At 69.9% G+C, this 26,480-nt stretch carries 24 protein-coding genes; 14 read left to right on the forward strand and 10 right to left on the reverse strand.

Annotated features, from left to right (window positions below):
- Positions 1 to 21 precede the first annotated feature (21 nt).
- Positions 22 to 936 (forward strand): RluA family pseudouridine synthase, encoded by a 915-nt coding sequence (locus YWM_RS0100490; RefSeq protein ID WP_028849059.1) that lies wholly within the window; start codon positions 22 to 24, stop codon positions 934 to 936.
- Between the two features lie 4 nt (positions 937 to 940).
- Here the strand turns inward: YWM_RS0100490 and YWM_RS0100495 are convergent, their stop codons facing one another.
- Complete coding sequence (locus YWM_RS0100495; protein WP_028849060.1) at positions 941 to 1,942, reverse strand: AsnC family protein; 1,002 nt, start codon at positions 1,940 to 1,942, stop codon at positions 941 to 943.
- 92 nt (positions 1,943 to 2,034) lie between these two features.
- Here YWM_RS0100495 and YWM_RS0100500 point away from each other — a divergent pair, with 92 nt between their 5' ends.
- Both YWM_RS0100500 and YWM_RS0100505 read left to right on the forward strand, forming a co-directional pair.
- Positions 2,035 to 3,732, forward strand: a complete 1,698-nt coding sequence (locus YWM_RS0100500; protein ID WP_052344409.1) for a DUF885 domain-containing protein — start codon at positions 2,035 to 2,037, stop codon at positions 3,730 to 3,732.
- Positions 3,729 to 5,411 (forward strand): DUF885 domain-containing protein, encoded by a 1,683-nt coding sequence (locus YWM_RS0100505; protein WP_043659231.1) that lies wholly within the window; start codon positions 3,729 to 3,731, stop codon positions 5,409 to 5,411. Before YWM_RS0100500 ends, YWM_RS0100505 begins: the two co-directional genes overlap by 4 nt.
- A 112-nt stretch (positions 5,412 to 5,523) precedes the next feature.
- Here YWM_RS0100505 and YWM_RS0100510 read toward each other — a convergent pair whose 3' ends face one another.
- Positions 5,524 to 6,153, reverse strand: coding sequence for an LmeA family phospholipid-binding protein (locus YWM_RS0100510; RefSeq protein ID WP_028849063.1), 630 nt, complete (start codon positions 6,151 to 6,153; stop codon positions 5,524 to 5,526).
- A gap of 109 nt (positions 6,154 to 6,262) precedes the next feature.
- On the opposite strand from YWM_RS0100510, the gene YWM_RS0100515 reads away from it, so the two are divergent.
- From YWM_RS0100515 to YWM_RS0100545, 7 genes are all read left to right on the forward strand, one after another.
- Positions 6,263 to 6,670 (forward strand): hypothetical protein, encoded by a 408-nt coding sequence (locus tag YWM_RS0100515; protein ID WP_028849064.1) that lies wholly within the window; start codon positions 6,263 to 6,265, stop codon positions 6,668 to 6,670.
- Between the two features lie 13 nt (positions 6,671 to 6,683).
- The gene (locus YWM_RS0100520) at positions 6,684 to 7,481 is read left to right on the forward strand and encodes a metallophosphoesterase family protein (protein ID WP_028849065.1); all 798 of its coding nucleotides are present in this window, start codon (positions 6,684 to 6,686) and stop codon (positions 7,479 to 7,481) included.
- Between the two features lie 135 nt (positions 7,482 to 7,616).
- On the forward strand, positions 7,617 to 8,060 hold the full coding sequence (locus YWM_RS0100525; RefSeq protein WP_028849066.1) for an SRPBCC family protein: 444 nt from the start codon (positions 7,617 to 7,619) through the stop codon (positions 8,058 to 8,060).
- A gap of 14 nt (positions 8,061 to 8,074) precedes the next feature.
- The gene (locus YWM_RS0100530; RefSeq protein WP_028849067.1) at positions 8,075 to 9,253 is read left to right on the forward strand and encodes an ArsA family ATPase; all 1,179 of its coding nucleotides are present in this window, start codon (positions 8,075 to 8,077) and stop codon (positions 9,251 to 9,253) included.
- Positions 9,250 to 9,744 (forward strand): hypothetical protein, encoded by a 495-nt coding sequence (locus YWM_RS26355; RefSeq protein WP_169720943.1) that lies wholly within the window; start codon positions 9,250 to 9,252, stop codon positions 9,742 to 9,744. The genes YWM_RS0100530 and YWM_RS26355 overlap by 4 nt, the downstream gene beginning before the upstream one ends.
- Positions 9,741 to 10,733 (forward strand): ROK family protein, encoded by a 993-nt coding sequence (locus YWM_RS21525; RefSeq protein ID WP_211232412.1) that lies wholly within the window; start codon positions 9,741 to 9,743, stop codon positions 10,731 to 10,733. Before YWM_RS26355 ends, YWM_RS21525 begins: the two co-directional genes overlap by 4 nt.
- Positions 10,726 to 11,598: an NUDIX domain-containing protein gene (locus YWM_RS0100545; RefSeq protein WP_028849069.1), complete on the forward strand. Its 873-nt coding sequence runs from the start codon at positions 10,726 to 10,728 to the stop codon at positions 11,596 to 11,598. Before YWM_RS21525 ends, YWM_RS0100545 begins: the two co-directional genes overlap by 8 nt.
- Here YWM_RS0100545 and YWM_RS0100550 read toward each other — a convergent pair whose 3' ends face one another.
- Entirely contained in the window at positions 11,599 to 12,495 is an 897-nt protein-coding gene (locus tag YWM_RS0100550; RefSeq protein WP_043659238.1) for a pseudouridine-5'-phosphate glycosidase, read from the reverse strand.
- Between the two features lie 256 nt (positions 12,496 to 12,751).
- Here YWM_RS0100550 and YWM_RS0100555 point away from each other — a divergent pair, with 256 nt between their 5' ends.
- Complete coding sequence (locus tag YWM_RS0100555) at positions 12,752 to 13,009, forward strand: DUF3039 domain-containing protein (RefSeq protein WP_028849071.1); 258 nt, start codon at positions 12,752 to 12,754, stop codon at positions 13,007 to 13,009.
- On the opposite strand, the gene YWM_RS21530 is transcribed toward YWM_RS0100555, so the two are convergent.
- The gene (locus tag YWM_RS21530) at positions 12,970 to 14,184 is read right to left on the reverse strand and encodes a YihY/virulence factor BrkB family protein (protein WP_245565867.1); all 1,215 of its coding nucleotides are present in this window, start codon (positions 14,182 to 14,184) and stop codon (positions 12,970 to 12,972) included. The genes YWM_RS0100555 and YWM_RS21530 overlap by 40 nt on opposite strands.
- A gap of 265 nt (positions 14,185 to 14,449) precedes the next feature.
- Between YWM_RS21530 and YWM_RS0100565 the strand changes: the two genes are divergently transcribed.
- A complete protein-coding gene (locus YWM_RS0100565; RefSeq protein WP_245565868.1) occupies positions 14,450 to 16,201 on the forward strand; it encodes a DEAD/DEAH box helicase in 1,752 nt (583 codons plus the stop codon).
- Between the two features lie 551 nt (positions 16,202 to 16,752).
- On the opposite strand, the gene YWM_RS0100575 is transcribed toward YWM_RS0100565, so the two are convergent.
- Complete coding sequence (locus tag YWM_RS0100575) at positions 16,753 to 16,935, reverse strand: DUF7455 domain-containing protein (RefSeq protein ID WP_028849073.1); 183 nt, start codon at positions 16,933 to 16,935, stop codon at positions 16,753 to 16,755.
- A gap of 211 nt (positions 16,936 to 17,146) precedes the next feature.
- On the opposite strand from YWM_RS0100575, the gene YWM_RS0100580 reads away from it, so the two are divergent.
- Positions 17,147 to 18,034 carry an EamA family transporter gene (locus YWM_RS0100580; protein ID WP_052344410.1) on the forward strand — a complete coding sequence of 296 codons (888 nt, stop codon included), beginning with the start codon at positions 17,147 to 17,149 and terminating at the stop codon, positions 18,032 to 18,034.
- Here YWM_RS0100580 and YWM_RS0100585 read toward each other — a convergent pair.
- The 4 genes from YWM_RS0100585 to YWM_RS0100600 all read right to left on the reverse strand — a co-directional run bounded on the left by YWM_RS0100585 (position 18,031) and on the right by YWM_RS0100600 (position 23,734).
- Positions 18,031 to 20,100, reverse strand: coding sequence for an AMP-binding protein (locus YWM_RS0100585; protein WP_028849075.1), 2,070 nt, complete (start codon positions 20,098 to 20,100; stop codon positions 18,031 to 18,033). The two genes, YWM_RS0100580 and YWM_RS0100585, sit on opposite strands and share 4 nt — an antisense overlap.
- 111 nt (positions 20,101 to 20,211) lie before the next feature.
- A complete protein-coding gene (locus tag YWM_RS21535) occupies positions 20,212 to 21,696 on the reverse strand; it encodes an APC family permease (RefSeq protein WP_052344411.1) in 1,485 nt (494 codons plus the stop codon).
- Positions 21,697 to 21,815: 119 nt separating this feature from the next.
- The gene (locus tag YWM_RS21540) at positions 21,816 to 22,508 is read right to left on the reverse strand and encodes a response regulator (protein ID WP_052344412.1); all 693 of its coding nucleotides are present in this window, start codon (positions 22,506 to 22,508) and stop codon (positions 21,816 to 21,818) included.
- Positions 22,505 to 23,734, reverse strand: a complete 1,230-nt coding sequence (locus tag YWM_RS0100600; RefSeq protein ID WP_043659020.1) for a sensor histidine kinase — start codon at positions 23,732 to 23,734, stop codon at positions 22,505 to 22,507. Before YWM_RS0100600 ends, YWM_RS21540 begins: the two co-directional genes overlap by 4 nt.
- Positions 23,735 to 23,843: 109 nt before the next feature.
- Here YWM_RS0100600 and YWM_RS26705 point away from each other — a divergent pair, with 109 nt between their 5' ends.
- Positions 23,844 to 24,923, forward strand: coding sequence for a hypothetical protein (locus YWM_RS26705; RefSeq protein ID WP_245565870.1), 1,080 nt, complete (start codon positions 23,844 to 23,846; stop codon positions 24,921 to 24,923).
- Positions 24,924 to 25,015: 92 nt separating this feature from the next.
- Here the strand turns inward: YWM_RS26705 and YWM_RS0100610 are convergent, their stop codons facing one another.
- Positions 25,016 to 26,317 (reverse strand): RNA polymerase sigma factor, encoded by a 1,302-nt coding sequence (locus YWM_RS0100610; RefSeq protein ID WP_028849077.1) that lies wholly within the window; start codon positions 26,315 to 26,317, stop codon positions 25,016 to 25,018.
- Positions 26,318 to 26,480: the final 163 nt, after the last annotated feature.

Consider the following 26,480-nt stretch of genomic DNA (forward strand, 5'->3'; position numbering starts at 1 on the left):
CCGTCGTCGAACCGCACGCGCATGCTTCCGGTTCCGGATGGGCTCGACGGTATGCGCGTGGACGCCGGACTCGCTCGGCTGCTGGGACTGTCCCGCACCGTGGTCGCCGAACTGGCGGCCAACGGTGACGTGTTGCTGGACGGCAAGCCTGCGGGGAAGTCGGATCGCCTGTACGCGGGCGGTCTGCTCGAGGTCACCATGCCCGAGCCGGAGCGGCCGCTCACCGCGGCACCGGTCCCGGTCGAGGGTCTGCGCGTGCTGCACGAGGACGACGACATCGTGGTCGTCGACAAGCCGGTCGGGGTCGCCGTGCACCCCAGCCCGGGCTGGACCGGGCCGACGGTGGTCGGCGGACTGGCCGCGGCCGGGATCCGCATCGCCACCTCCGGCGCGGCCGAGCGGCAGGGGGTCGTACACCGCCTGGACGCGGGCACGACCGGGGTCATGGTGGTCGCCAAGAGCGAGCACGCCTACACCGTGTTGAAGCGAGCGTTCAAGGAACGAACGGTCGACAAGGGCTACCACGCGCTGGTGCAGGGGCATCCCGACCCCACACAAGGCACCATCGACGCGCCGATCGACCGGCATCCGCGCCATGACTACAAGTTCGCGGTGGTGGCGGGTGGACGGCCCAGCGTCACCCACTACGAGGTGATCGAGGCGTTCCGGTCCGCGTCGCTGGTGTCGGTGCGCTTGGAGACCGGTCGTACCCACCAGATCCGCGTGCACTTCTCCGCGTTGCGCCACCCCTGCGTGGGCGACCTGACGTACGGCGCCGATCCGGTGCTGGCTCGCAAGCTCAACCTCAGCAGGCAGTGGCTGCATGCGCGCAGCCTCGGGTTCGCGCATCCGGCGGACGGCCGGTACGTGGAGTTCCGCTCGGAGTACCCACCGGACCTCGCCGCCGCGCTGCAAACGTTGCGCGACGAGTCCTGACGCGTCAGTCCTCGATGGTCCAGGTCAGCGTGCGGTGGTCCGGCTCAGGACGCGGGCTCCACCGGACTGCGGTCACCCTGGTCGATTCCGGCAGCACGTACACCGTGTGCCCACCCAGCGTCTCACCCGGCTGCACCCCGATCTTGTGCGGTGGCCGGGAGGTCAGTGCCACCGGCGCCTTGGCGATCGCCGAGCCGTCGGCGGTGATCAGCTCCAGGTAGTTGTCCGGCAGCGACACATACGGGATCGAGCCGTTGTTGGTGATCTCGGTGTGCACGACGACGGCGCGCTCACCGGGTTCGAGCCGATAGCCTGCCGCACCGAACAGGTAATCCGCCGGGTCCTGCACCTCGATCAACTGCACGGTCAGTTGCTCTCCCTCGAGGCCTTCGCTCCGCAGCGCGTCACCGATGCGGCCGGTGCGGGGCCCACTCGCTGCTTGCGCGGCCAACGAGTCCTGATCACCGCGCGCCCATGCGGCGGTCTGCGGCGGCCCCCACGTGCTGATCACCGGATCGGCGGGCGCCGGAGAAGGCGGCGCCTGCACCGGATGCGCCTGGGAGACGCCGGGGTGTTGGTAACCAGGAGGCTGCTGCGGCTGGTAGCTCGCGGGGACTTGGTACGGGCCGGACGGGACTTGGTGCGGGCCGGACGGGACCTGGTGCGGGCCGGACGGGACCCGGTGGGGACCGGACGGCACCCGGTGCGGGCCCGAGCCCTGCTGCGGCTGTGCGGGAAAGCCACCGCTCGGCGGCTGATACGGCTGAGCCGGCTGCGCGCCGGACGGGGGGCCATGCCACGCACCGGCGACGGCGGCGCGGATGCCCCGCGGATCGCACTCCACCCCGACCAGCAGCGGCAGTCCGCTGCCGGACAGCGCGATCAACCGGGAGGCGGCCTCCCGCGGGTCCATCCCGACTTTGGCCGCCAATTCGTGCACAGCGGCTTTGCCCATGTCCGCCAGCATCGCCAGCAGACGGGCGTCCATCGGATCGGTCACGGCCACAGTGAAGACGCTACAGCAGCGTTCGCGGGTACGTGGGATGCCACGGTACGGCGATAAGCTCGCGGCAGGCCTACGACGATCCGAGGAGGACGATGAGCGAGTCGAGCCCCGCTCGTTCGGTGCAGGACGGCGAGCAAACCCGCGCGCTGGCCGAGGAAATGCTGCAACTGGAATTCGACCTCAACCCGGTGTGGCCCGCGCTGCTCGGCGTCGACGTGCATCGCCCCGGCCTCGGCCCGATCACCGAGGAGGACGAACAGCGCGGCATCGCGGCGATGGCGGACATCCTGCGTCGCGCCCGGGAGCTGGACCCGGACGACCGCGAGGACCGGGTCACCCGTGACGTGCTGGTGTCGCTGGCCCAGGCGCATCTGGACCGGGTGGCCGCACGCGAGGTCGAGTACACCGTCTCGGACATCTTCGTCGCGCCGGCCGCGGGCCTGCTCACCTCGCTCCCGATGCTGCAGGTCACCAGCGCCGAGCACGCCGAGTCGTACCTCGGGCGGCTGCGCGACGTGCCGCGCTACCTGCGGGGTGCGCTGGAGCGGCATCGCGCGGGTGTGGCGGCCGGCCGGGTACCGGTCGCGCACCTCGTCGAGGCCGCCGTTCGCCACCTGGACCGCCACCTTGCCGACCCGGACAACGACCCGCTGGCCCGCCCGACGCCGCCGGAAGGAACCGACGTCGGAGACTTCGCCGAGCAGCGGGAGCAGATTCTGCGCGATGTCGTGCGTCCCGCGCTCCAGGAGTACCGCGACGGGTTGGCCGAGCACGTCGCGCCAGAAGCTCGTCCGGCCGACAAGCCCGGTTTGACCTGGTTGCCCGACGGTGACCAGGCGTATCGGTTGCTGGCCAGGGTGCACACCACCACCGACCGGGACCCGGAGGAGCTGCACCAGGTCGGGCTGGACCTCGTCGCACAGCTCGCCGACGAGTACGCCGAGATCGGTTCGCGGGCGTTCGGCACCAGCGATCTCGCCGAGATCTTCCACCGGCTCCGCACCGATCCGGCGCTGCGCTGGTCGTCGGCCGAAGAACTGCTCGCGCACGCCAATGCCGCGATCCGTCGCGCCGAGGAGGCCGCGCCGCGATGGTTCGGACGCATCCCGACCCAGCCATGGGTGGTGGAGGAGGTCCCCGCCGCGGCCGCGCCGGGCGCACCGGCGGCCTACTACATGGCCCCGTCCACCGACGGCAGCAGGCCCGGGACGTATTTCGCCAACACCTACCAGGTCACCGAGCGGTTCAAACACACCGCGGAAGTCACCGCGTTCCACGAGGCCATCCCCGGGCACCACTTCCAGATCAGCCTCGCCCAGGGGCTGGCGGACATCCCGCTGCTGCGCCGGGTCAGCGGCTTCAACGCCTACGTCGAAGGCTGGGGCCTCTACACCGAGCGCTTGGCTCAGGAGATGGGGTTGTACTCCGACGACGTGGCCTTGCTCGGCATGCTGAGCATGGATTCCCTGCGTGCCGGGCGGCTGGTGGTGGACACCGGCCTGCACGCCAAGGGTTGGAGCAGACAACAGGCGATCGACTACCTGCGCGAGAACAGCCCGATGCCGGTGGTGGAGATCGAGGCGGAGGTCGATCGCTACATCGCCTACCCGGGCCAGGCGCTGTCCTACATGGTCGGCCGCCTGGAGATCCTGCGGATGCGCAAGGCAGCGCAGGAACGCATGGGCGAACGGTTCGACATCGGCCAGTTCCACGACGTGGTGCTGGGCAGCGGAGCCGTTCCGCTGGGCGTGCTGGACGCCCTGGTCAGCGAGTGGTCCAGCCGATCATGAGCGGCGACTGGGGTCCGCGCGAGGAGATCGCCTCGCTCGCCGACGAGCTGGTGGCCGCCCGGTTCGAGGCCTACCCGATCGAGGCGTCACTGCTGGGCTTGCCCGGTCCGCACCACCGGCTCACCGACTACTCCGAGCAGGCACGGCAACGGACCAAGAACGCGGTGCTGGCCATCGCGCGGGCGGCCACGGCGGTGGATCCGACCGTGCTGACCGAGCAGGAGCGGATCACCCGCGAACTGATCGTGCAGCAGGCGGTGGCGCTTGCCGCGGAGATCGAGGTCCGCAGTGAGGAGTTCTCGGTCAGCGACGGCCTGTCCTCGCCCGCGTTGTGGCCGCTGGTGGCCCTGCCGATCATCACGGTGACCGACGGCGAGCTGGCCGAGGGGTATCTCGAGCGGCTGGCGGCGCTGCCGCGCTACCTGGAGACGATGGCCGAGCGCCAGCGCGCCGGGGTCGAGCACGGGCTGGCGCCGCCGGGATTCCTGGTACGGGGCGGGATCGCCTACGTCGAGCGCTACCTGAACGCGCATCACGACCCGCTGCGCGCGGTGACTCCCCAGGTCGAGGTCAGCGGCTTCGAGCAGCGTCGCGACGCGCTGGTCACCGACGTGGTGCGGCCGGCGTATGCCCGCTACCGCCAGTTCCTGGTGGATGAGCTGCTTCCTGCGGCGCGGCCGGACGGGCAATCGGGTCTGTGGTGGCAGCCGGAGGGCGAAACGCGCTATGCGGCGCTGATCCGCGTGTACACCACGACGGACCGGCCAGCCGAGGAGCTGCACCAGTCCGGTCTGGACATCCTGGACAAGCTCAACGCCGAATATGCCGCGCTGGGCAAGAAGGTGTTCGGCACGACGTCGATCGACGAGATCTTCCAGCGCCTCCGCACTGATCCGGGGCTGCGCTGGACCGACGGCGACGAGATGTTGCGAGCCGCCAGGGACGCGATCGTGCGGGCGGAGAAGGCCGTGCCGTCGTGGTTCGGCCACGTCCCGACGAACCACATCGAGGTTCGCCCGGTACCTCCGGCCGAGGCGAGCGGCGGATCGACGGCTTTCTACACGCCACCACCGTTGGACGGCTCCCGCCCGGGCATCTACAACCTCAACGTGACCGATGCCCAGCAGCGCTATCGGTACCTGTCCGAGGCCATCGCGTTCCACGAGGCGATCCCGGGGCACCACTTCCAGGTCACCACCGCACGTGGTCTTCGTGACCTCCCGTTGCTGCGGCGGATCGCCACCGTGGACGCCTACGACGAAGGCTGGGCGGTCTACGCCGAGCGGCTCGCGGACGAGATGGGGCTGTACACCGACGACCTGGCCAGGCTGGGCATGTTGGTGCAGGACTCGATGCGCGCCGCTCGCCTGGTGGTCGACACCGGTCTGCATGCGCAGGGCTGGAGCCGCGAGCGAGCGGTCACCTTCCTGCGCGAGCGCACACCGATGGCGCCGTTGGAGATCGAGGCTGAGGTGGACCGGTACGCCGCGGTACCCGCCCAGGCGCTGTCGTACATGGTCGGGCGCCTGGAGATCCAACGCCTCCGGGCAGGCGCGCAGGCGCGACTGGGCGAGCGGTTCGACATCAGGGAGTTCCACGACGTCCTGCTGAGCGCCGGTCCGCTGCCGATGTCGATCCTCGAACAGGTGGTGCAGGACTGGGTGACCGGCCTGGCGTGACGGCGTCCGGGAACGGGACTGGACGATCGACGTCCTGTCGGCGGGGGCAGACGATCGCCCTGGCGTGATGTGCCGCGAACATTGCGGCACCGGACACACCGACCGCGGTGTTTCACACCGGGAGCAGGTCGACCGTGCCGGAGAAGCGCATGGCGCCGTCCAACGGCTCGATCTCCTCCACCAGCGCGCCCGCGGGCAGTTCGGGCAACTCGAACGTGCGGCCGACGCGGACGAGTTGGTCGAGTAGCGGGCTGGGGGTCAGCTTCGGCAGTGCGATGTCGATGCCGAACCGGTCCAACAACGGCACCTTCGGGGGCGCCGTCGGGGCCACGTGCACCTTGTGCGGGCCTTCCATGCGGACCACCGTCGCGATCGGCAGGCCCGCGATGGTGTGCAGGGTGACGCCGTCCTCGGTGATCGTCAGCCGATCCACCCCGGGCGGCAGCGGGATCAGCGCGGTGAGCTGTCGTTCGCTGAGCTGGGCGGTGAACCGTGCTTCGCCGATGGACACGGTCGGTTTCCGCCAGGAGAGCCGCAGCCGTACGTCGTGCGCGACGACGTGCAGAACCTCGATCTTGCCGCCGTCGTCGTCGATCGGAACTCCTTCCGCGCGCAGTTCGACGCGGTCCACGTGCCGCTTGACGGCGTGTTTGGCCAACGTGCGCGGCGGCGGGTCCACCTCGACCCGGTCGGCCCGCAGCACGGTCATCAACGCTTGGCGCGTGGTCTCGAACAGGTTCACGGGACATCCGGCAGGAAGGGATCGGCGAGCCAGGCGAGTATACGAGCCCGTTCGGTGATCCTGCCGCGCTTGCTGATGCCGCTCACCTCGGTTGTGGGATGCTGCACACGTGGCTGAGCAGTCAGACGCTGTGCCGGAGACGCCCGCGATCGACCTGGTGGACGAGACGTTCATCGCGGTGCCCCCGGCCACTGTGGCGGCGGTGTTCAAGGATCCGCGTGCGTGGCGGCGGTACTGGCCCGACCTGCAGCTGACCGTCTACGCCGACCGGGGCGACGAAGGCCTGCGGTGGACCGTCACCGGGGCGTTGGTCGGCACCATGGAGGTGTGGTGCGAGCAGGTGCTGGACGGGACGGTGCTGCACTACTTCCTGCGCGCCAGCCCGCCCGGCAAGTACACCCGGCGCCAGCTGGCCCGCGCCGCCGATCGGCGCGCCAGGGCCGCCAAACAGCTGGCGTTGAGCCTGAAGCAGACCCTGGAAGACGGCAGGCGCCCCGGGGTGCCGCCGAAGCTGTAGCGAGAGGATCCGCGTGCGAGTCCACATCGTGTCCGACGTTCATGGCAACGCCAAGGCCTTGGCGCGCGCCGCCGACCGGGCGGACGCGCTGGTCGTCCTGGGCGACCTGCTGGACTTCGTCGACTACCACGACCATTCGCGGGGGATCCTGGGCATGCTGTTCGGCGCGGAGAAGGTCGCCGTGTTCGCCCAGCTACGGGCGAAAGGTGACCGGGAGCGAACGGTGGCGTACTCCCGCTCGTTGTGGGACAGTCTGCGCGACCCGGCCGGCGCGGTCGAGGAGGCCATTCGCGCTCAATACGAGGAGATGTTCGGCGTGCTCAACGCGTGCCCGGTGCCGGTGTACGCCACGCCGGGCAATGTCGACCTGCCGTCGCTGTGGCCGGAGTACGCGGGGGAGAACGTGCAGGTGATCGACGGCGGCGTGGCGACCATCGGCGGGCTCCGTTTCGGCTTCGTCGGCGGGACGTTGCGGCCGCCGGGCTATCGCCCGCGGTCGAAGGCTGCCTGGCGGCCGTACATGCGCAGCGCCGACGAGTTCGCCGCCGGCCTGGAGTCGATGGGCGAGGTCGACGTGTTGTGCACGCACATCCCGCCGCACGTGCCGGAGTTGACCTACGACGTGGTGGCGCGCCGCGTGGAGCCGGGCTCGGCCGGCGTGGCCGAAGCGATCCGGCGGCACCAGCCGCGGTGGTCGGTGTTCGGGCATGTCCATCAGCCGCTGGCTGCCCGCATGCGTATCGGCCGCACCGAGTGCTGCAACGTGGGGCACTTCCGGCAGCGCGAGCAGCCGTTCGTGCTCAGGTGGTAGCGCCGCGGGCCGCCCGCCGGCGGGCCCGAGCGGCTCATCGGCGGCCAGTGGGTTGACGTTTCGTCGGCGTAACTGCTCGCGCCGCGAGCCCCTGCCTGTCATCGCAGTCGCCCGACGCACAGTACGCTGCTGTACATGCCCGATGAGTCGACCCAGTCGATCGTGGTCGACGCGCCTGCCGAGCGGATCATGGCGGTGATCGCCGACCTGGAGTCCTACCCCGAGTGGGCCAAGGCGGTGCGCCGGACCGAGGTGCTGGAGCGTGATGACCAAGGCCGGGCGTCCCGGGTGAAATTCACCCTCGACGCGGGCCCGGTTCAAGACGTGTACACGCTGGTCTACGACTGGGCGCCGGATGGCCTGCGGGTCAACTGGCACCTGGTGCAAGGCCAGATGCAGCGCGCGCAGAGCGGCGAGTACGCGCTGCGCCCGCTGGGGGACGGTACGTCCACCGAGGTCACCTACACATTGTCGGTCGAGCTGGCGCTGCCGATGATCGGTCTGCTGCGCCGCAAGGCGGAGAAGGTGATCATGGACATCGCGCTGAAGGAGCTCAAGCGCCGAGCAGAGTCGAGCTGAGGGGGCGGCGAGACGTGCGGTTGTTGCTGTTCACCGGGAAGGGCGGCGTCGGGAAGACGACGTTGGCCGCGGCGACGGGTGCCACGCTCGCCTCACACGGACGCCGGACGTTGGTGATCTCCACCGATCCGGCGCATTCGCTGGCCGACGCCTACGGTGTGCCGCTCGGGCCGGAGCCGAAAGAGGTCACCCGGCGCCTGGACGGCGTGCAGATCGACTCCCGCCATCTGGTCGACGCGGCGTGGGAGGAGCTGCGGCGGCAGCTGCGGGACGCCCTGGCGGGCGCGGGTCTGGACGCGCTGGACGCCGAAGAGCTGACCGTGCTGCCCGGCATCGACGAACTGCTGGCGTTGACCGAGGTCCGCAGGCTGGCGATGACCAAGCACTGGCACAGCGTGGTGGTGGACTGCGGCCCGACGGCCGAGACACTGCGGCTGCTGGCGCTGCCCGAGGCCATCGCGGCCTACTTGCGCCGCCTCTACGGCTGGCAGCCGTGGCAGGGCTCGTCCAGTCGCACCAAGCGCGGCGTGGCGAGCTCGGTGGCCCAGCTCGGCAGACATCTGGAAAGCCTGCGCGATCTGCTCACCGACCACGAGATCACCTCGGTCCGCCTGGTGCTCACCCCGGAGCGCGTCGTGGTGGCCGAAACCCGCCGGACCCTGACCGCGCTGGCGCTGCGCGGCATCAAGGTGGACGGCCTGATCGCCAACCGGCTGATGCCCGCGCCGGGCATGTGGCGCGGTGGCGCGGCCAGTTGGCTGCGGGCCCGGCGCAAGCAGCAGGACGAAGTGCTCGCCGAGCTGCGCGGCGTCGGCATGCCCGAGCTGACCCTCGTCGAGCATCGGGCCGAGGAACCGGTCGGCCTGGACGCGCTGGCGGACATCTCGCAGCAGCTCTACCGCGGCGGCGACCCACTGGCCCCGATGGGCGAGGCCAAGGACCACGGCGAAGCCGCGATGATGCACATCACCGCCAACCCCCGCGGCGGTTACCGGCTGCGGATCGCGGTGCCGCTGGATCCCGGCACCGACGTCGATCTGGCCAGGGTGGACGATGATTTGGCCATCACAATCGACGGTTTCCGCCGGTTGGTGGCTCTGCCCAGGCTGTTACGATCCTGCGCGGTCGTGGGCGCGGAATCCGACGCCGAAGGCATAGTGGTCCACTTGGGCGAACCGGAGGAGATCCGATGAGCACTGCTGGGTCCGACGAAACGGACACCGCGGCCGCGGGGACCCTCGGTCACGAGTTGCGGCTGCTCATCGAGATGATCATCGAGCGATCCGCGCCATGGCTGGAGCGGCTCCGCACGGGTGAGTCCGACGGCTTGGAGCACTCGGCGGAGCGGCACTGTGTTGGTTGGTGTCCCATCTGCACCGCGGCCACCATTGCCAAGAGCCAGGGTCCGGAGTTCAGCGCTCGGGCGTGCGAACAGGCTGCCCAGGCCGTCTCCCTGCTCCGCGCGGTGTTGGCCGACCGCTGGCATCCGGAACAGGGTGTGCACATGCCGGGATTCGACCCGCGGACTTCCGACGGCCCCACGGCGACGGACGCTGCGCCGGAGTCGGAGCCGGAGGCCACGCCTGCCGCCGAGGCGTCGGCGAACGGAAGCCGGCGCCGTTCCTCCCCGCGCGTACAGCGTGTCGCGGTGCGGAAGTCCGAGAACGGGGAGCGACTGCGCTGAACACAGTCACGATTGGGGTCGACGTCGGAGGAACGAGCGTTCGGGCCGGAGTTGTCGATGAGCGGGGTGCGATCATCGACAGTTGCCGGGTCGCGACGCCGGACGACGAGACCGCGTTGGAAAAGGCCATCGTCGGGGTCATCGCGAAGCTGCGCCGGGAGCACCCGGTCGCCGCGGTCGGCCTGAGCGTCGCCGGGTTCGTCGCGCCGGACGGCAAGACCGTGCAGTTCGCGCCGCACCTGGCCTGGCGGCAGGTGCCGGTGGCGGCACGGATCTCGTCCCGCACCGAGCTTCCGGTGACGCTGGAGCACGACGCGAACGCCGCGGCGCTGGCCGAGTACGTCTACGGAGCAGCAGCGGGAGCGTCGGTCGTCACGCTGGTGGCGTTGGGGACCGGAATCGGATGCGGCCTGCTGCTCGACGGCGAGATCTATCGCGGGGCCCATGGGGTGGCCCCCGAACTGGGTCATCTGCGCCTGGTGCCGGACGGCCGCCAGTGCTCGTGCGGCAAGCGCGGCTGCTGGGAGCGGTACTGCAGTGGGACCGCGCTGGCCATGACGGCGCTCGAGCTGCTGTCGCGCTACCCGGGCCGGTCGACCGTGCTGGCCAGGGAAGCCGCCGGCGATCCAGGTGCGGTCACCGGGCGGCGGGTCGCCGCGGCGGCACGGGACGGCGACGAGATCGGCATGATGGCGATGGCCGACCTGGCCAGATGGCTGGGGGAGGGGCTGGCGCTGGTCGCCGACATCTACGACCCTGAAATCGTGGTGATCGCCGGTGGCGTGTCGGAGTCGGCGACGTTGTTCCTGGACGAAGCGCGGGAACACTACGCCAGGGTGGTGACAGGGGCGGGTAACCGGCCGCTGGCCAGGATCCGCACGGCGCAGCTGGGTGACGACGCCGCCATCGTCGGCGGGGCGCTGCTGGCCAGGGAGGCGGTCACCGGAGAACCGGGTGCGTGGAGAGGGCGAAGACTGCGGAATGGATGACGGCGACGGCTTCGTCCGGTGTTCGTGCGGCCAGTGGCACTGGGGCAGGCACGGCGCCGCGGGGCTGTTGCTGAGCGATCCGAAGCGCGGCGTGCTGCTGCAGCACCGAGCGCGCTGGGTGCATCAAGGCCGCACGTGGGCGTTGCCCGGCGGTGCCATGCGGAGCACCGAGACGCCGTGGGACGCCGCGATCCGCGAAGCCCAGGAGGAAGCCGGAGTGCCGCCGGACGCGGTGCGGCCGACCGCGAGCGTGGTGGTCGATCACGGAAACTGGCGGTACACCACCGTGCTGGCCACGGTCCGTCGCCCGATTGCCGCTCGCGCGGTGTCCGCGGAAGCGGCAGGCATGCGCTGGGTGCAGCCGGACGAGGTCGCGGATTACCCGCTGCACAGCGAGTTCGCCAAAGCGTGGCCGACGCTGCGCGAGCAGCTCGGCCGCAAGCTGGTGCTGGTGGTGGACGCCGCCAACGTGGTGGGCTCGCGACCCGACGGTTGGTGGAAGGACCGGGCAGGAGCGGCCGCGCGTCTCCGGGACGAGCTGGCGCTGCTCGCTCGCTGCGGCGTACCCGCCGGCCACGACGCCCTGCCGGGTTGGGGGCAGTTCGGCTGGTGGCCGCACGTGACGCTGGTGGTGGAGGGAGCCGCACGCTCGACCGATCCGGTCGATGGCGTCGAGGTCGTCTCCGCTCCTCGCGACGGTGATTCGGCGATCGTCGACGAGGTCGAGCGGATTCGGGGCGAATGCGCAGACGATCACGTGGTCGTGGTGACCGCCGACCGGCAGCTGCGCGACCTGGTCGGCCGGGCAGGCGCGGCCGTCGTCGGGCCGGGGACGCTACACGCGATCCTGGACGGAGTGCGCTAGCTAGCCGGCCAGCTCGACGGCGACCTGCGCGGCCACCCGCGCGTTGGACAGTACGAGCGCTTCGTTCACCGCGACGCTGACGCCGTCGCTGGCCCGGTGGAAGTGTTCCAGCATCACCGGGGTGACGTCCGATCCACGGACGTCGCGGCTGCGCAGGATCTCCATCGCCTCGGCGAGCAGGCGGTCGTGCAGCCGGTGGTCCATCTCGGCATCCGTGGGCACCGGGTTGGCCAGCAGCATCCCGGAGTCACTGAGCTCGCGATGCGCCGCGAAGACGGCCGCCGCCTCCGCGGGACTGTCCACTCGCCACGGCACACGGTGCCCGGAGGAGCGGAGGTAGAACGCCGGGAAGTCGTCGCTGCGATAACCGACCACCGGGACCGATCGTGTCTCGAGGGCTTCCAGCTTGGCCGGAATGTCGAGCACCGACTTCACGCCCGAGCTGACCACCAGCACTCCGGTAGCGGCCAGAACGCCGATGTCCGCCGACACGTCCCAGCTCACCGGGTCGTCGCCCGCCGGGAGGTGCACTCCGCCGAGGCCACCGGTGGCGAACACGCCGATCCCCGCGGCGTGTGCCAACGCGGCCGTGCCGGCCACGGTGGTGGCTCCGGTCCGGCCCAGACCGATTGCCGGGCCGAGGTCACGCAACGACAGCTTGGCCACGTCGTCGCTGGTGCACAGCGTGTGGATCTGGTCGGCCGTGAGCCCGACCGTGGGCTTGCCGTCGAGGACGGCGATCGTGGCCGGGACGGCGCCTTCCTCGCGGACGGTCCGCTCCAGCTGGGCAGCGATGGCGAGGTTGTCGCCCGGCGGGAAACCATGAGCCAGCAGCGTGGACTCCAATGCGACGACGGCGCGTCCGGCGGAGATCGCGTCGGCCACTTCGTTCGACATCTCGATGCGCACGCACGCATCATGGCCCACCGCGCGAAAGTGCCGCTGTGCCACCCGACCGTGGGGACCGGGTCCGGCCGGCGATGATCTTCGCGTTCGGGTAGCGAGCCGGCTGGGACCACCCGTACCGGCCGGACCCGGGGCAACCCGCCCGACCGCTGCGCCGATGCACCGCCCCGCCACCGCGCGGGCCCGCGATCGCCGTACCGGCACGGGGCGCTGTCGACCATCCCCCGAGGTGCGGCAAAATGGACTCGTGGCTACTACTCAGGTTCTCCCCGACGTCGACACACGACCGGAAGGCACCGACGCCACCGACGACGACTCGCCGGAAGTATTCCACTACGTGCGCAAGAACAAGATCGCCGAGAGCGCGGTCCTCGGTACGCACGTGGTGGCGCTGTGCGGTGAGGTGTTCCCGGTGACCAAGTCGCCCAAGCCGGGGTCGCCCGTGTGCCCGCGGTGCAAGGAGATCTACGAAGGCTTGCCGCCGGGCGGCGACGACAACGACTGAGTCTGCCCGCCGCGGCCGGGGTCGTCCCCGGGCGGCGTGTTGTCGTCCCGGCGCGGTGACCCCTGGTTGTCAGTAGCCGCTTCGCGCGCCGTGGCTTGTTGGCTGGTGTCCTGTGCGTTCGTCTCGGGCTGCGCGTTGGTGTCGCGTTGCGCTCCGTGATTCGGCCTGCGCAGCGGTGCGGTGGTCCGCTCCCACAGGGAGCGGTTGCTGTCCGCCTTGAGTTTCTCGTTGGCGCGTTCCAGCTCGAGCTTGCGCCACCGTCGGCGCTGCCGCCGGGTCGGCTTGGCCGGCCACAGCTCCTGGATGGCGCTGTTGAAGTACGCCCCCACGACGATGGCCATGCCGATGAAGAACAAGAACAACAAAAACGCCACGAACGTGGCCAGCGCGCCGTAGGTGTAGCCGGTCGCGGTGATCACCTGCAGGTAGAACCGCAGGCCCGAGCTGGCCAGCAGGAAGATGGCCATGGCCAGGATCGCGCCGGGCAGTCCGCGGTGCCAGGGCAGTTTGCGGGGCAGCGCGAGTTTGTAGAGCGTGGCGAGGGCGAGCACGATCAGCACGCCGAGGGTGGGGAAGTACAGCACCGACACCCAGGTGGCGATCTCGTCCCGCACATCGGCCGGGAACAGCTCCGGCAGCAGCTCGGGTCCGATGGCGATCAGTGGCAGGCCGATGAGCAGCAGGATCAGGCTGGCCACGTACAGCAGCAACGCGAAGATGCGCTGCCAGACACTGTTGCGCACCCCGTACTGGTCGTGCGCGACCGTGATGGCGTCGACGAACGACGACATGGCCGACGAGCCGGCCCACAGGGCGATCACGAAACCGACCGAGGCGATCGCGCCCTTGCCCTCGGTGAGCATGTCCTCGACGGTGGGCGCCACGATGTTGCGGACGACTTCGTCGCTGAAAATGTTCTCGCAGAACGCGAGGATCTGCTCACCGACCCGGTCGGCCACGTCCCGGCCGAACCAGTCCTCCACGTAGCCGAGCAGCCCGAGCAGACCGAGCATCAGCGGGGCCAGCGACAGCGCTTGCCAGAATCCCGCTTCCGCGGATTCGGAGAAGAAGTTGCCGTCCCACGCCTTCTGCAACGTGCGCCCGATGAGCCTGCCTATGCCTTTGCGGCGCGCGGGCGGCTGGTCAGCCGAATTCTGCTCGCCCTGTGTCGTCATAGCGGGTCTAGCATGCTCCATTCGAGCCACTTTGGCTCGGTGACATTCTCGGCGTGTCCACCCCGGCCCCTCGGTGGGGGTGCCAGGTACGCTCGTCGAGCGCCCTCACGCGCGTGCTCGACAGGCCGGTCGATCGAATCAAGCGACCGGGCGAGCCGCCGCAGTGTGCCCGTCACCGTCGACGGTACCCGGTTCGTGAGGGTCTTCGTGTGTCCTACGTGTGTTGTTGCGCCCTGACGGGCACGAGCCTGCGAGGAGGATCGGCTTGTCCCAGGACGCGTTCGTCGCGCCGGAAGCAGCCAACGACGCCACCGTCCGCCCGTTGCGTGCCTGGCAGCGGCGCGCCTTGACGAAGTACCTGGCCACCAAGCCGCGGGACTTCCTGGCCGTGGCGACGCCCGGTGCCGGTAAGACGGTGTTCGGTTTGCGGATCGCCGGCGAGCTGCTGTCCGATCGCACGGTGGACGCCATCACCATCGTCACGCCGACCGAGCACCTCAAGCACCAGTGGGCGGCGTCCGCGGCCGAGGCCGGGATCGCCATCGACGCGAACTTCCGCAATTCCGACGGCGCCGTCTCGTCGGACTTCCGCGGGGTGGCCCTGACCTACGCGCAGGTGGCCGCCCATCCGACGTTGCACCGGGTGCGCACCGAGAATCGTCGGACGCTGGTCATCCTGGACGAGATCCACCACGGTGGAGACGCCCGCTCGTGGGGCGATGCCATCCGCGAGGCGTTCACGCCCGCGGTGCGGCGGCTGGCGCTGACCGGTACGCCGTTCCGCAGCGACGACTCGCCGATTCCGTTCGTCCGCTACGAACCGACCGGGGACGGCTCACTGCGCAGCGTCGCCGACCACACCTACGGCTACGCCGAGGCGCTCGCGGACGGCGTCGTGCGACCGGTGGTCTTCCTGGCCTACTCGGGCGAGGCGCAGTGGCGCACCAGTGCGGGGGAGGAGTTCACCGCGCGCCTGGGGGAACCGCTGACTGCCGAGCAGACCGCGCGGGCGTGGCGGACCGCGCTGGACCCCGCGGGCGAGTGGGTGCCGTCCGTGCTGCACGCCGCCGACGTGCGACTGGAGCAGCTGCGGGCGTCGGGCATCCCGGACGCCGGCGGACTGGTGATCGCCAGCGACCAGGAGTCGGCGCGCGCCTACGCGAAGCTGCTGCGCCGGGAGACCGGTGTGGACCCGGTGCTCGTCCTGTCCGACGACCCGAGCGCCACGCGCAAGATCGGTGAGTTCGCCGAGTCCGACGACAAGTGGATGATCGCCGTCCGAATGGTGTCCGAGGGCGTGGACGTGCCGCGCCTCGCCGTCGGCGTCTACGCCACCAGTGCGTCGACTCCGCTGTTCTTCGCGCAGGCCGTCGGGCGTTTCGTGCGGTCGCGGCGACCGGGGGAGACGGCCAGCATCTTCCTGCCGAGCGTGCCGGTGCTGCTCGAGCTCGCCAGCGAGCTGGAGGCGCAGCGGGACCACGTGCTCGGCAAGCCGCACCGGGAGAAGGACGGCTGGGACGACGAGCTGGTGGCCGCCGCGAACGCGCGCCGGGACGAGCCGGGGGAGCAGGAGAAGGGCTTTCAGTCGCTGCACGCTTCGGCCGAACTGGACCAGGTCATCTACGACGGGAACTCGTTCGGCACGGCGGCGTTCGCCGGATCCGAGGAGGAACAGGAGTACCTGGGGCTGCCGGGCTTACTCGAGCCGGAGCACGTGCGGGCTCTGCTGCGTAAGCGGCAGGAGGAGCAATTGGCGGCGGAGCGGCGGAAGGCCAAGCAGGCCGCCGAGGCCAAGCCGGAGCCTGCGCCGCGCAATGCGGGCCCGGCCAGCGCGAGCGAGCGCCGGAAGGCCCTGCGCAAGGAGCTGAACGCTCTGGTCGGGGTGTATCACCACCGGACGGGCAAGCCGCACGGGCAGATCCATGCGGCGCTGCGCGCGGCGTGCGGTGGACCTCCGACCGCGATGGCGACGATCGAGCAGCTCGAGGAGCGGATCGCCACGCTACGCAGCTGGTAGGGGACAGGGCAGGGCGAGCTGAGTGCCGCACAGCGCGCAGCGCCGGCAGGACCGTCCGCTGGACCTGATCGTGGGAATCCCCGCGGTCGATCGCAGCACCGCGGTCGCGGCGTGTTTGGTGGTGCCGGGCGCAACGCGTCTGGCGGTGCGACAGCACCCGTGGCGCGTCTCGCGATGCCGGCGGCAGAAAGTCTGACGGTACGGCCGCGGCACGTCCGGCGGTTCGGCCGCTACGGCAGCGCGTCCGGTAGTGCCGCCCGCAACACATCTTGCGGTACGGGCGCAGCCGCAGCCCGTCTGGTGGTCCAGCCGCAACGGCAGCGCGTCCGGTAGTGCCGCCCGCAGCCCGTCTGGCGGTGCGTCCGGCGGCGTCGGCGACTACGCGTCTCGGCGTCGGCCACAACGCGTCTTGGTGCAGGCCGCAGCCACCCTGTACCCGACCATGCCGCATCCGCCCGGGCGACCACCGTCAGCGCCCCCTCCGGGCAAATGCCGCGGGGCGGGGACCCTGGCTGGATCCCCGCCCCGCGGTAGGCCTTACTGTCCGGTTGTCAGCCCCGCTGAACCTCGGCTTCCAGCTCCTTGAGCTTGGACTCGTGCTGGCGCGCGTGGTGGCCGCAGAAAAGCAGCTCGCCGCCCGTGGGCAGGACGGCGCGAACCTTCGCGGCCGCTCCGCAGCGGTCGCAACGGTCGAGGGCGGTCAGGGCGGGGCGGGTGAGTGTCGATGGGGTCATTGAGGTCTCCCTCCATCCGTCCCGGCATCGGCGATGCCAGCGCGTAACGCGGGGGTGCGTTACCTCTACTCTTGCAGACGAATTTCGTGGGGCAAGTGTTCCCACAAAGCTGGGACGATAGTCACGCGTGAGCAGGCCGTGAGCCTTCCGTGATACTCCGAACAGCCGGATTCTTACCCCGCCGATCGGCTGTTTGCGCACGTCAGGCACCATGCGCAGGGTGAGGCGTATACCGGTGAAACATGCCTTGGCCCAGGCTCCGGCACCGGCTCTGTTCGTTATCAGCGGAATCTCCCTCTACCTCGGCGCGGCGTTGGCGGTGTTCCTGTTCGACGTCGTTTCGCCCGCAGGCGTCGCCTGGTTACGGTGTCTCGGCGCCTCGATCGTGCTGCTCGTGTGGCGCAGGCCGTCCCGCGCCGCCTGGCGCGGCAAGGCCCTGCTGCTTGCCGGAACGTTCGGCACCGTGACCGCGGGCATGAACGTGGTGTTCTACGAAGCGATCGCCCGGCTGCCACTGGGGACCGGAGTGGCCGTGGAGTTCGCCGGGCCGGTCGCCGTCGCCGCCCTCGGCTCGCGGCGCCTGCGTGACGTGGGGGCACTCGGCCTGGTTGCCGTCGGCGTGGTGCTCATCGCGGACGTGCAGCTGCGCGGCAGCCCGCTCGGCGTGGTGTTCGCGCTCGCGGCCGCGGCGGCCTGGGCGGCTTACATCGTTCTCGGCAAGCGGGTGGCTCTCGCGCCGCAAGGGGTGTCCGGTCAGGACAGCCTCGCCGTCGGGCTGACGGTGGCGACCGTGGTGCTGTCGCCGCTGGCCATCGGCACCGGCCCGGTCTGGGGATCGGCCGAGTTGCTGCTCGTCGGCGTCGGGGTCGGCGTGTTGTCCACCGTGGTGCCGTACGGCCTCGACCAGGTCGTGCTGCGGCGGGTCGGGCAGACGTCGTTCGCCCTGCTTCTTGCCCTGCTGCCGGTGACGGCCACGGTGATCGGACTCGTCGTTCTCGCGCAGGTCCCGTCGGCGGTGGAGGCGGTGGGAATTCTCGCCGTGGTGTGCGGACTGCTGGTTCGGTCCCGTGCGGACGACGGGCCGGGCGAGCCGCCCTAGTGCGAGACGCGGTCCACCAGGAGCCGCTTGAGGATCTTGCCGGTGGTGTTGCGCGGCAACCGGGTCAGGAACGTGACGTCGCGCGGCACGGAGAACCGGGAGAGTCGCTGGTGGATGTAGGAACGCACCATTGCCGGATCCAGCCGGGCACCGGGCTTGGGCACGATGAACGCCGCCAGCCGCTGGCCGTACTCCTGGTCCGGCACCCCGACCACCGCGACCTCGGCGACCTGCGGCAGTGCCGCCAACGCCTCCTCGACCGGGCGCGGGAAGACGTTCTCCCCACCGGAGATGATCATCTCGTCGTCGCGGCCGGAGACGAACAGTCTGCCGTCGGCGTCCAGATAACCGACGTCGCCGGTGTCCATCAGAGCGTCCTTGACCTCCGGCGGCTCGTCGGTGTCCGCGGTGTAGCCGTGGAACGGCTGTTCGTTGCCGACGAAGATGCGGCCGACCGCGCCGCGCGGAACGAGCAGCCCGTCGCGATCGAGGATGGCCACGGTCGACCCCAGCGGGGGATGGCCGGCCGTCGTCGGAGCGACCCGGAGATCCGTCGGTCCCGCGGTCGCGGCCTGGGACACCTCGGTCGAGCCGTAGAAGTTGTAGAGGATGTCGCCGAAGGTGTCCATGAACTCGGTGACCAGGCTGCCCGGCATGGCCGATCCGCTGCTGGCCACGATGCGCAAGCTTGACGTGTCGTACTTGGCGCGCACCTTCGCGGGCAGGTTGAGGATGCGCTGCAGCATGATCGGCACCGCCATCAGCGCGGTGACCCGATGCTCGTCGATCGCTTGCAGGCACTTCTCCGGGTCGAAGCGGTCCTGCAGGACGACGGTGGCGCGCAGCGGCGTGCTGATCTGCAGCGCGCCGAGACCCCACGTGTGGAAGATCGGCGCGGAGATCAACATGGTGTCCTCGGCCCGCAGCGGCAGCACCGACAGCATCGCGGCGATGCTGATCCAGCCTGCCGGGGTCGCGCGCTTGGCGCCCTTGGGGGTGCCGGTCGTGCCGGAGGTCAGCACGATCAGCAAACCTTCCCGCTCCGGTGCGCGCAGGTGACCTTTCGGGGCGTTCTCGATCAGCTCGTCGAGCGTCGTCCTGCCCTCGATGTCGGTGGGGGAGATGGTGCTGATCCTGCGCACCGTCGGTGGCAGGTACTGCACCAGCGGTTCGAACTCGTCGTCGGTGAACAGCACCCGGATGTCATGGCGATCGACCAGCTGCTCGATCTGCCTGCTGGCCAGCCCGGTGTTGAACAGCACGGCGTCGCAGCCGATCATCGCGCACGCGATCGCGGCCTGCACGAATCCGCTGTGGTTGCGCGCCATGATGCCGACCGTGGCCTGGCAGTCCACCCCCATCTCGGCGATGGCCTTGGCGAGCCGCTGCGACCGGTCGTACAGCTCGGCGAACGTCAGCGTGGTGCGGTCGTCGATGATCGCGATGTTGTCCGGGTTGCGCGCGGCGGCGGAGGCGTAGCCGCCGGCCACGGTGAATCCCCAGCGACGCAGCCTGCTGAGCTGACGCAGCCCGCGGATCGGATGCGACGCTTCGACGACACCGGCCTCCACCAGCGTGGAGAGGATCTTGCGCTGCAGACCTGCCGCCGAGCCGCCGGTGGTGATCGGAAAGTCCGGGACCCCGGACAGGTAGTCGTCGATCCGCTTCAAGCCCTCGCGGACCCAGCGCTGGATCGCGGTCCGACCGTGCTGGCCACCGAACTCCACACCTTGCGGCTTGGCCAGTACGACGGTGATCTTGGTGCCGCCGGAGTCGGCCTCCGACAGCGTCACGGACACCCAGCTGTCCGCCTCGCCCACACCGGCCAGCACCAGCTTCTCCTCGGGCCGGTTGGTCACCAGGCGGCCCAGGTACTCGGCGGGATGCCCGCCTGCGGACACCGCGGAGATCGAGTAGTGCGGGTCGCCCGTGTTGTTGGACAACCGCGTGATCGTGCCAAGGCCACGGAAGAACCGTGGGTACAGCTCAGGCTGGCCGAGGACCTCCCACAGCGCAGAGCATGGGTGGTCGGCCACCACCTCGACCGTCACGTAATCGGACGGCACCCCATGATGCTCCGGTCCAGTCACGCCTCACCCATCCGTCGCTTGGCAAACCACATTCCTAGCGAGAATGCACGTGCAAGGTCAAGTGCGGATGGGTGAGGCGTCGACCGGTCAGCCTGCTGAAACGTTCTCCTCTTCGGCCACGTCGCCGCCGTTACCCGGGGCGAGCCGCGAGTGCCGACGGCTGTAGGTGAAGTAGATGACCATCCCGATCACCAGCCACGCGCCGAACCGCAGCCACGTGATGACGTCCAAGTTGAGCATCAAATACAGGCAGGACACCGCCGCCAGCACCGGGACGACGGGGGAGAACGGCACCTTGAACGGGCGCTCCAGCTCGGGCCGCTGCCTGCGCAGGACCGGCACCGCGACCGCCACGATGATCATCGCGGACAGCGCGCCGATGGAGACCATGTCCGCCAGCTCGTCGATCGGCACCAGCGCGGCCAGCGCGCCGACCAGGACGGCGGCACCGATGGTCACACGGTGCGGCGTGCCCCACTTCGGGTGCACGGTGCCCAGCTGGCGCGGCAGCAGACCGTCGCGGCCCATGGAGAAGCCGATCCGCCCGATGGTGACCAGCTGGACCAGGATGACCGAGGTCAGGCCGGTGACCGCACCCAGCGAGATGATGCCGCCCACCCACGACAGGCCGACGGCGTCGAACGCCTTGGCCAACGGCGCGCCGGAGTCGATCTCGGCGTAGGGGACCATGCCGGTCAGCACCAGGGAGACCCCGATGTAGAGCAACGCGCAGATGCTCAGCGCGCCGAGCAGACCGATCTTCATGTCTCGTTGCGGCCGCCGCACTTCTTCCCCGAGGTTGGCCAGCGCTTCGAAGCCGGTGTAGGCGAAGAACACCACGGCGGCAGCGGTCAGCAGACCGATCGCGCCGTACATGGTCGGCTCGATACCCAGTCCCGCTTCGATGATCGGTTGCTTGAGCACGTCCGGTGACTCGGCCGTGCGGGACTCGGGGATGAACGGGCTCCAGTTGGCGGACGTGACGAAGAAGGCGCCGATACCGATCACCAGCACGCACACGGTGAGCTTGACGACCACCAACGTGTTGGTGAACAGCGCCGACATCTTGATACCCACCACGGCCACCACGGTCAGGACGGCCAGGATCAGCACCGCGCCGATGTTCACCACGGCTTCCTCGCCGAACAGCTCAGGCGGTAGCCCGAACAGATCGGCCAGGTAGCCGGACCAGCCACGGGAGACCACCGCGGCGCCGAGGGAGAACTCCAGCAGCAGGTCCCAGCCGATGATCCAGGCGAACCCCTCGCCGAGGGTGGCGAACGCATACGTGTAGGCGCTGCCCGCGGTCGGCACGCTGGAGGCCAGCTCGGCGTAGCAGACCGCGGCGAGACAGGCGACCACAGCGCCGATCAGGAACGACAGCGTCACCGCGGGCCCGGCATGTTGTTTCGCCTCGACACCGGCCAGGGTGAAGATGCCGGTGCCGATGATGATGCCGACGCCGAAGCCGATCATGTCCTTGGCTCCGAGGCGTTTGCGCAGGCCGTCGGGGTTTTGCCCTCTTTTCAGCACGGTGGAAACGTTGATCGTGCGGCGAAACGCGCTTGTCATGCGGGGAACGCTAGAAGATCCCCGGGTCCACCGCATCCCCGATGGCGAAATGTGTCATGACACGTCCGAATTGGCAGGCGTGGCGTTAGTTACACCTGGGTGCCGAGCTGATCGGTGAGTCATGTGGGGTCGCTCGACGAGCCACCCGTATCGGCATGCGGGGTGGCGGTCACCGCGCCGATCTCGCTGGCCAGGATGGCCGCCTGCACCCGGGACCGCACGCCGAGCTTGGCCAGCACCCGCGACACGTGGGTTTTCACCGTGGTCTCGCCGATCATGAGTTTTCTGGCGATCTGCGCGTTCGACAGCCCGGCCCCCAGACACTCCAGGACGTCTCGTTCCCGCTCGGTGAGCTCGTCCAGTCCGGTGGGTGGTGCGGGCTCAGGGCGGCTGTTCGCGGCGAACGCGTCGATCAGCGTGCGGGTGACCTGCGGCGCGAGGACCCCGTCACCCGCGGCCACCGAACGGATGGCTTCGACCAGCCGCGCAGGCTCGACCGACTTGAGCAAGAATCCGGCCGCGCCCGCACGCAGCGCGCCGTAGACGTACTCGTCCAGGTCGAACGTGGTGAGCACCAGAACCTGGCAGCCACCGAGCGCGGTGATCTCCCGGGTGGCCGCGATGCCGTCGAGTCCGGGCATCCGGACGTCCATCAGCACCACGTCCGGTCGCAGCGCGCGCACTTGCCGGATCGCGGCATTGCCGTCCGCGGCCTCACCGACCACGGTGATGTCGTCGGCCCCGTCCAGGACCATCGCCAGTCCTGCGCGAATCGCGCTGTGGTCGTCGGCCAGCAATACCCGGATGGTCATCGGGCACCTCGCGCCTCGGCGAGGCCCGAGGCGTTCAGCGGGAGCTGGGCCGACACCATCCAGCCCCGCCCGCCGGGCCCGACGCGTACCGTGCCGCCGACCGCCTCCGCGCGCTCACGCATGCTGATCAGCCCGACGCCGTCGGTGGCTGATGCGCCGATCTTGCCGGTCGCCTCGGACAGCTCGTTGGTCACCGTGATGTCCACCTTCCCGTCGCGTTGCCGCAGCATCAGCTCGGTATGGCACCCGGGCGCGTGCTTGACCGCGTTGGTCAGCGCCTCTTGGGCGATGCGGTAGGCCGTGAGGTCGACCGCGGCGGGCAACTCGGCCGACTCGTCCAGCTCGATCCGGACGTCGACCGTCGAGCCGCTGGCTCGCGCCGACTCCACCAGCTTGGTCAGATCGGCAAGGCCCGCGGGCACGGCCATGCCGTCGGCTTCCGCTCCTTCGGCGCGGAGCAGTCCGATCATCGCGCGCATCTCGGCAAGGGCGGCCACGCTGTTGTCTCGCACTGCCTGCAGAACGGTGGTCACCTGGCCCGCCCGATCAGGTCGTTCCGCCATGTCCAGTGCCGCGGCGGACTGGATGGCGATCGCGGAGAGGTGGCCTGCGACGACGTCGTGCAGGTCGCGCGCCATACGAGCCCGCTCGGCAGCCACCGCCGCTTGCCGGTCCAGTTGCGCGATTCGCGCCAGCTGCTCGGCGTTGGCGCGCTCCGTTTCGGCGACCTCCCGCTGCTGCCGGATGTTCATCGCCCACCAGACCGGGACCACGACGAACGGCACCGCCGCCACCGCCGCGGCCACCGCGGTGCGCCAGTCCGGCGCCACCATCAGCGCCAGGGCCAGCCCGCCGATGGTGGTCACCGCTGCCGCCGGCACCATCGCTCGGCTGAGTTGCCGCGAGCCGTACAGGGTCGCCGCATACAGCAGGTCCGAGAACGCCACCACGGCCGGCAGGGTCAACCCGAGTGCCGCGTCGACGGCCAGCAGCGCCACGCCGATGGCCAGCCCGGTGCCGGGGGCTCGGCGCCGCATAAACTCGACAAGACACAACAGGCCGAAAACCACGACGTGCCACCGAGGCAGCGGTTGCTCGGGCGGGCTGAACAGCCGATAGAAGTCGGTCGCGTAGAGCAGGCAGCCGAGCAGGAACGTGCTCGCGGCGATGACCGCGTCCTGCTGCCACGAACTGAGCGTGCGGTAGATGGACAGCGGGCTGGGCACGCCCCTATCTCAGCACACGACGCTCATCCGTCACGTCCTACGAAATGATGACCCCGATCTCGTGCCACTGACCGATGGCAAATGATCACAGCGCGTCATCATGGACGGCGTGCAGAAAATCGCCGAGTTCATCGCCGCGAACCCCATGGCCGCCGTCATCGCTGCCGGGGAGATCGGTTTCTGGGTGTGCATCCTGGCCGGTCTGATCAGTCGTTACGTGCTTCGCATGCGCCGGACGAGTACTGCGCTGCTGGCCGCCACGCCGCTGATCGATCTCATGGTGCTGATCGCCACCATGGTCGATCTGTCGCACGGTGCGCAGGCGTCGCTGGTGCACGGCCTGGCCGCGGTGTACCTGGGATTCAGCGTGGTGTTCGGCCCCGCCATGATTCGCTGGGCAGACGTGCGCTTCGCCCACCGGTTCGCCGGCGGGCCCGCGCCGCGCAAGCCCTACAGCAACCGGCACGAACGCCTCCGGTACGAGTGGCGCGAGTGGGGCAAGTGCCTGCTGGCGTGCGGTATCGCGGCGGCCGTCATGCTCGTGCTGATCTTCGCCGTGGGCACGCCGGAGCAGACCCGGCCGTTGTGGGCCGACGGCGGATGGTTGCCGAAACTGGGTTTGGTCGTGGTGATCTGGTTCGCCGTCGGACCGCTGTGGGCGTCGCTGTCGGGCCGATCCGCGGGTGAGGACGCCGCCGAGCACGAGGACACCGGCCGCGCGGTCGATTCCGCGGGTCGTGCGGAGGTCGACCTCGACCACGCGGCCTCCGGTTCGTCCCCCGAGACCGGGTACCGTCCGGGGCCGATCGAGCGCATCCCGGACACGGCCCTGCCCGCAGACACCACGCAGCCGGCCACCGCGCGGCTGGCCACGGCCACCTCACGTCGTGCTACCGAAACCGTCGACGGCTCCGGCCGGGCGGCCGCACAGCCCGCCGACCGCCCGTCGCGCCGCGATGCTCCAACGCAGAGAAAGGACAATTCGATGGCAGAACTGCTGGGGATTCTGGTGCTGATCCAAGGTGTAGGCGGGTTGATCAACCGCGTGGCGGGCAGCGACGCCAACAGCTGGTTCCTGCAGTTGCACCTGTTGCCGCCGAGTTGGCACATCGCGGCCAGCGCGGTGATGACGCTGATCGGTGCAGCGGTCGTGTTCCCCATATGGGCGAAACGGAAGCGACGCGCCTGACCACGCGGACCAGGCGACGCGCGTGCCCCGGACACGACACAGGGCCGGCGACCTTGCGGGTCGCCGGCCCTGTTGTCGATGCCTTCGTCCGGTCAGTCCAGGTAGTCGCGCAGTACCTGGGAGCGCGACGGGTGCCGCAGCTTCGACATCGTCTTCGACTCGATCTGCCGGATCCGCTCTCGGGTGACCCCGTAGACCTGACCGATCTCGTCCAGCGTGCGCGGCTGGCCGTCGGTGAGACCGAAGCGCAGCCGAACCACGCCCGCCTCACGCTCGGACAGCGTCTGCAGCACCGACTGCAGCTGATCCTGCAGCAGCGTGAACGACACCGCGTCGACCGCGACCACGGCCTCCGAGTCCTCGATGAAGTCGCCCAGCTGCGAGTCGCCCTCGTCGCCGATGGTCTGGTCCAGCGAGATCGGCTCGCGCGCGTACTGCTGGATCTCCAGGACCTTCTCCGGCGAGATGTCCATCTCCTTCGCGAGCTCCTCCGGGGTGGGCTCGCGACCCAGGTCCTGCAGCAGCTCGCGCTGGATGCGGCCGAGCTTGTTGATGACCTCGACCATGTGCACCGGGATGCGGATGGTGCGGGCCTGGTCGGCCATCGCGCGGGTGATCGCCTGGCGGATCCACCACGTCGCGTACGTGGAGAACTTGTAGCCCTTGGTGTAGTCGAACTTCTCCACCGCGCGGATCAGACCCAGGTTGCCTTCCTGGATCAGGTCCAAGAACGCCATACCGCGGCCGGTGTAGCGCTTGGCCAGCGAGACCACCAGCCGCAGGTTGGCCTCCAGCAGGTGGTTCTTGGCGCGCTCACCGTCCCGCACGATCCACATCAGGTCGCGGCGTAGCTGGGTGGGGAGCTTCTCGCCCTCCTCCTCGGCGACCCGCAGCCGTTCGGCGGCGTACAGCCCGGCCTCGATCCGCTTGGCGAGGTCGACCTCTTCCGCCGCGTTCAGCAGCGCCACCTTGCCGATCTGCTTCAGGTAGGCGCGCACCGAGTCGGCGGAGGCGGTCAGCTCGGCGTCCTTGCGTGCCTGCCGCAGCGCCTCGGACTCCTCCTCGTCCCAGACGAAGTCGTCGCCCTTGCCTTTCGACTTGGGCGTCTCCTCTTCGTCGACATCTTCCGCCAAGTCGCCTGCGACGACGTCGACCTCGACCTCGGCTTCGAGATCGGCGAGGTCCGGAGACTCGTCCTCGACGAAGTCGCCGTCGGCCACCTCGGGCTCGGTCGACTTCGCGGCCTTCCGGCTCTTGGCGCTCGATTTGCTCGTACGCTTGCGGCCCTTCGCCGCGCCGGACTTGCCGGCTTCGACGTCGGCGACGCCCTTGACGGCCTCGTCCTCCGTCGACGCCTTGGTCCCGCGCCTGGTTGCGGTCTTTGCGACAGCCACTGACACCCTTTCGCAGCTTCGTGATCTGCTACGCCGAGGAAAACGACCTCAGCTGCATCAGGTTTCGGGGTGGGCACCCGCCTGCGGCATGACATTCGACCGGTCCACCCGCCGACAGGGCCGTGTTCCATTGTAACGACGAACTGGTGTTCGTCTGCACTCC

The sequence above is a fragment of the Thermocrispum municipale DSM 44069 genome (genome assembly GCF_000427825.1).
Taxonomy (GTDB): Bacteria; Actinomycetota; Actinomycetes; order Mycobacteriales; family Pseudonocardiaceae; genus Thermocrispum; species Thermocrispum municipale.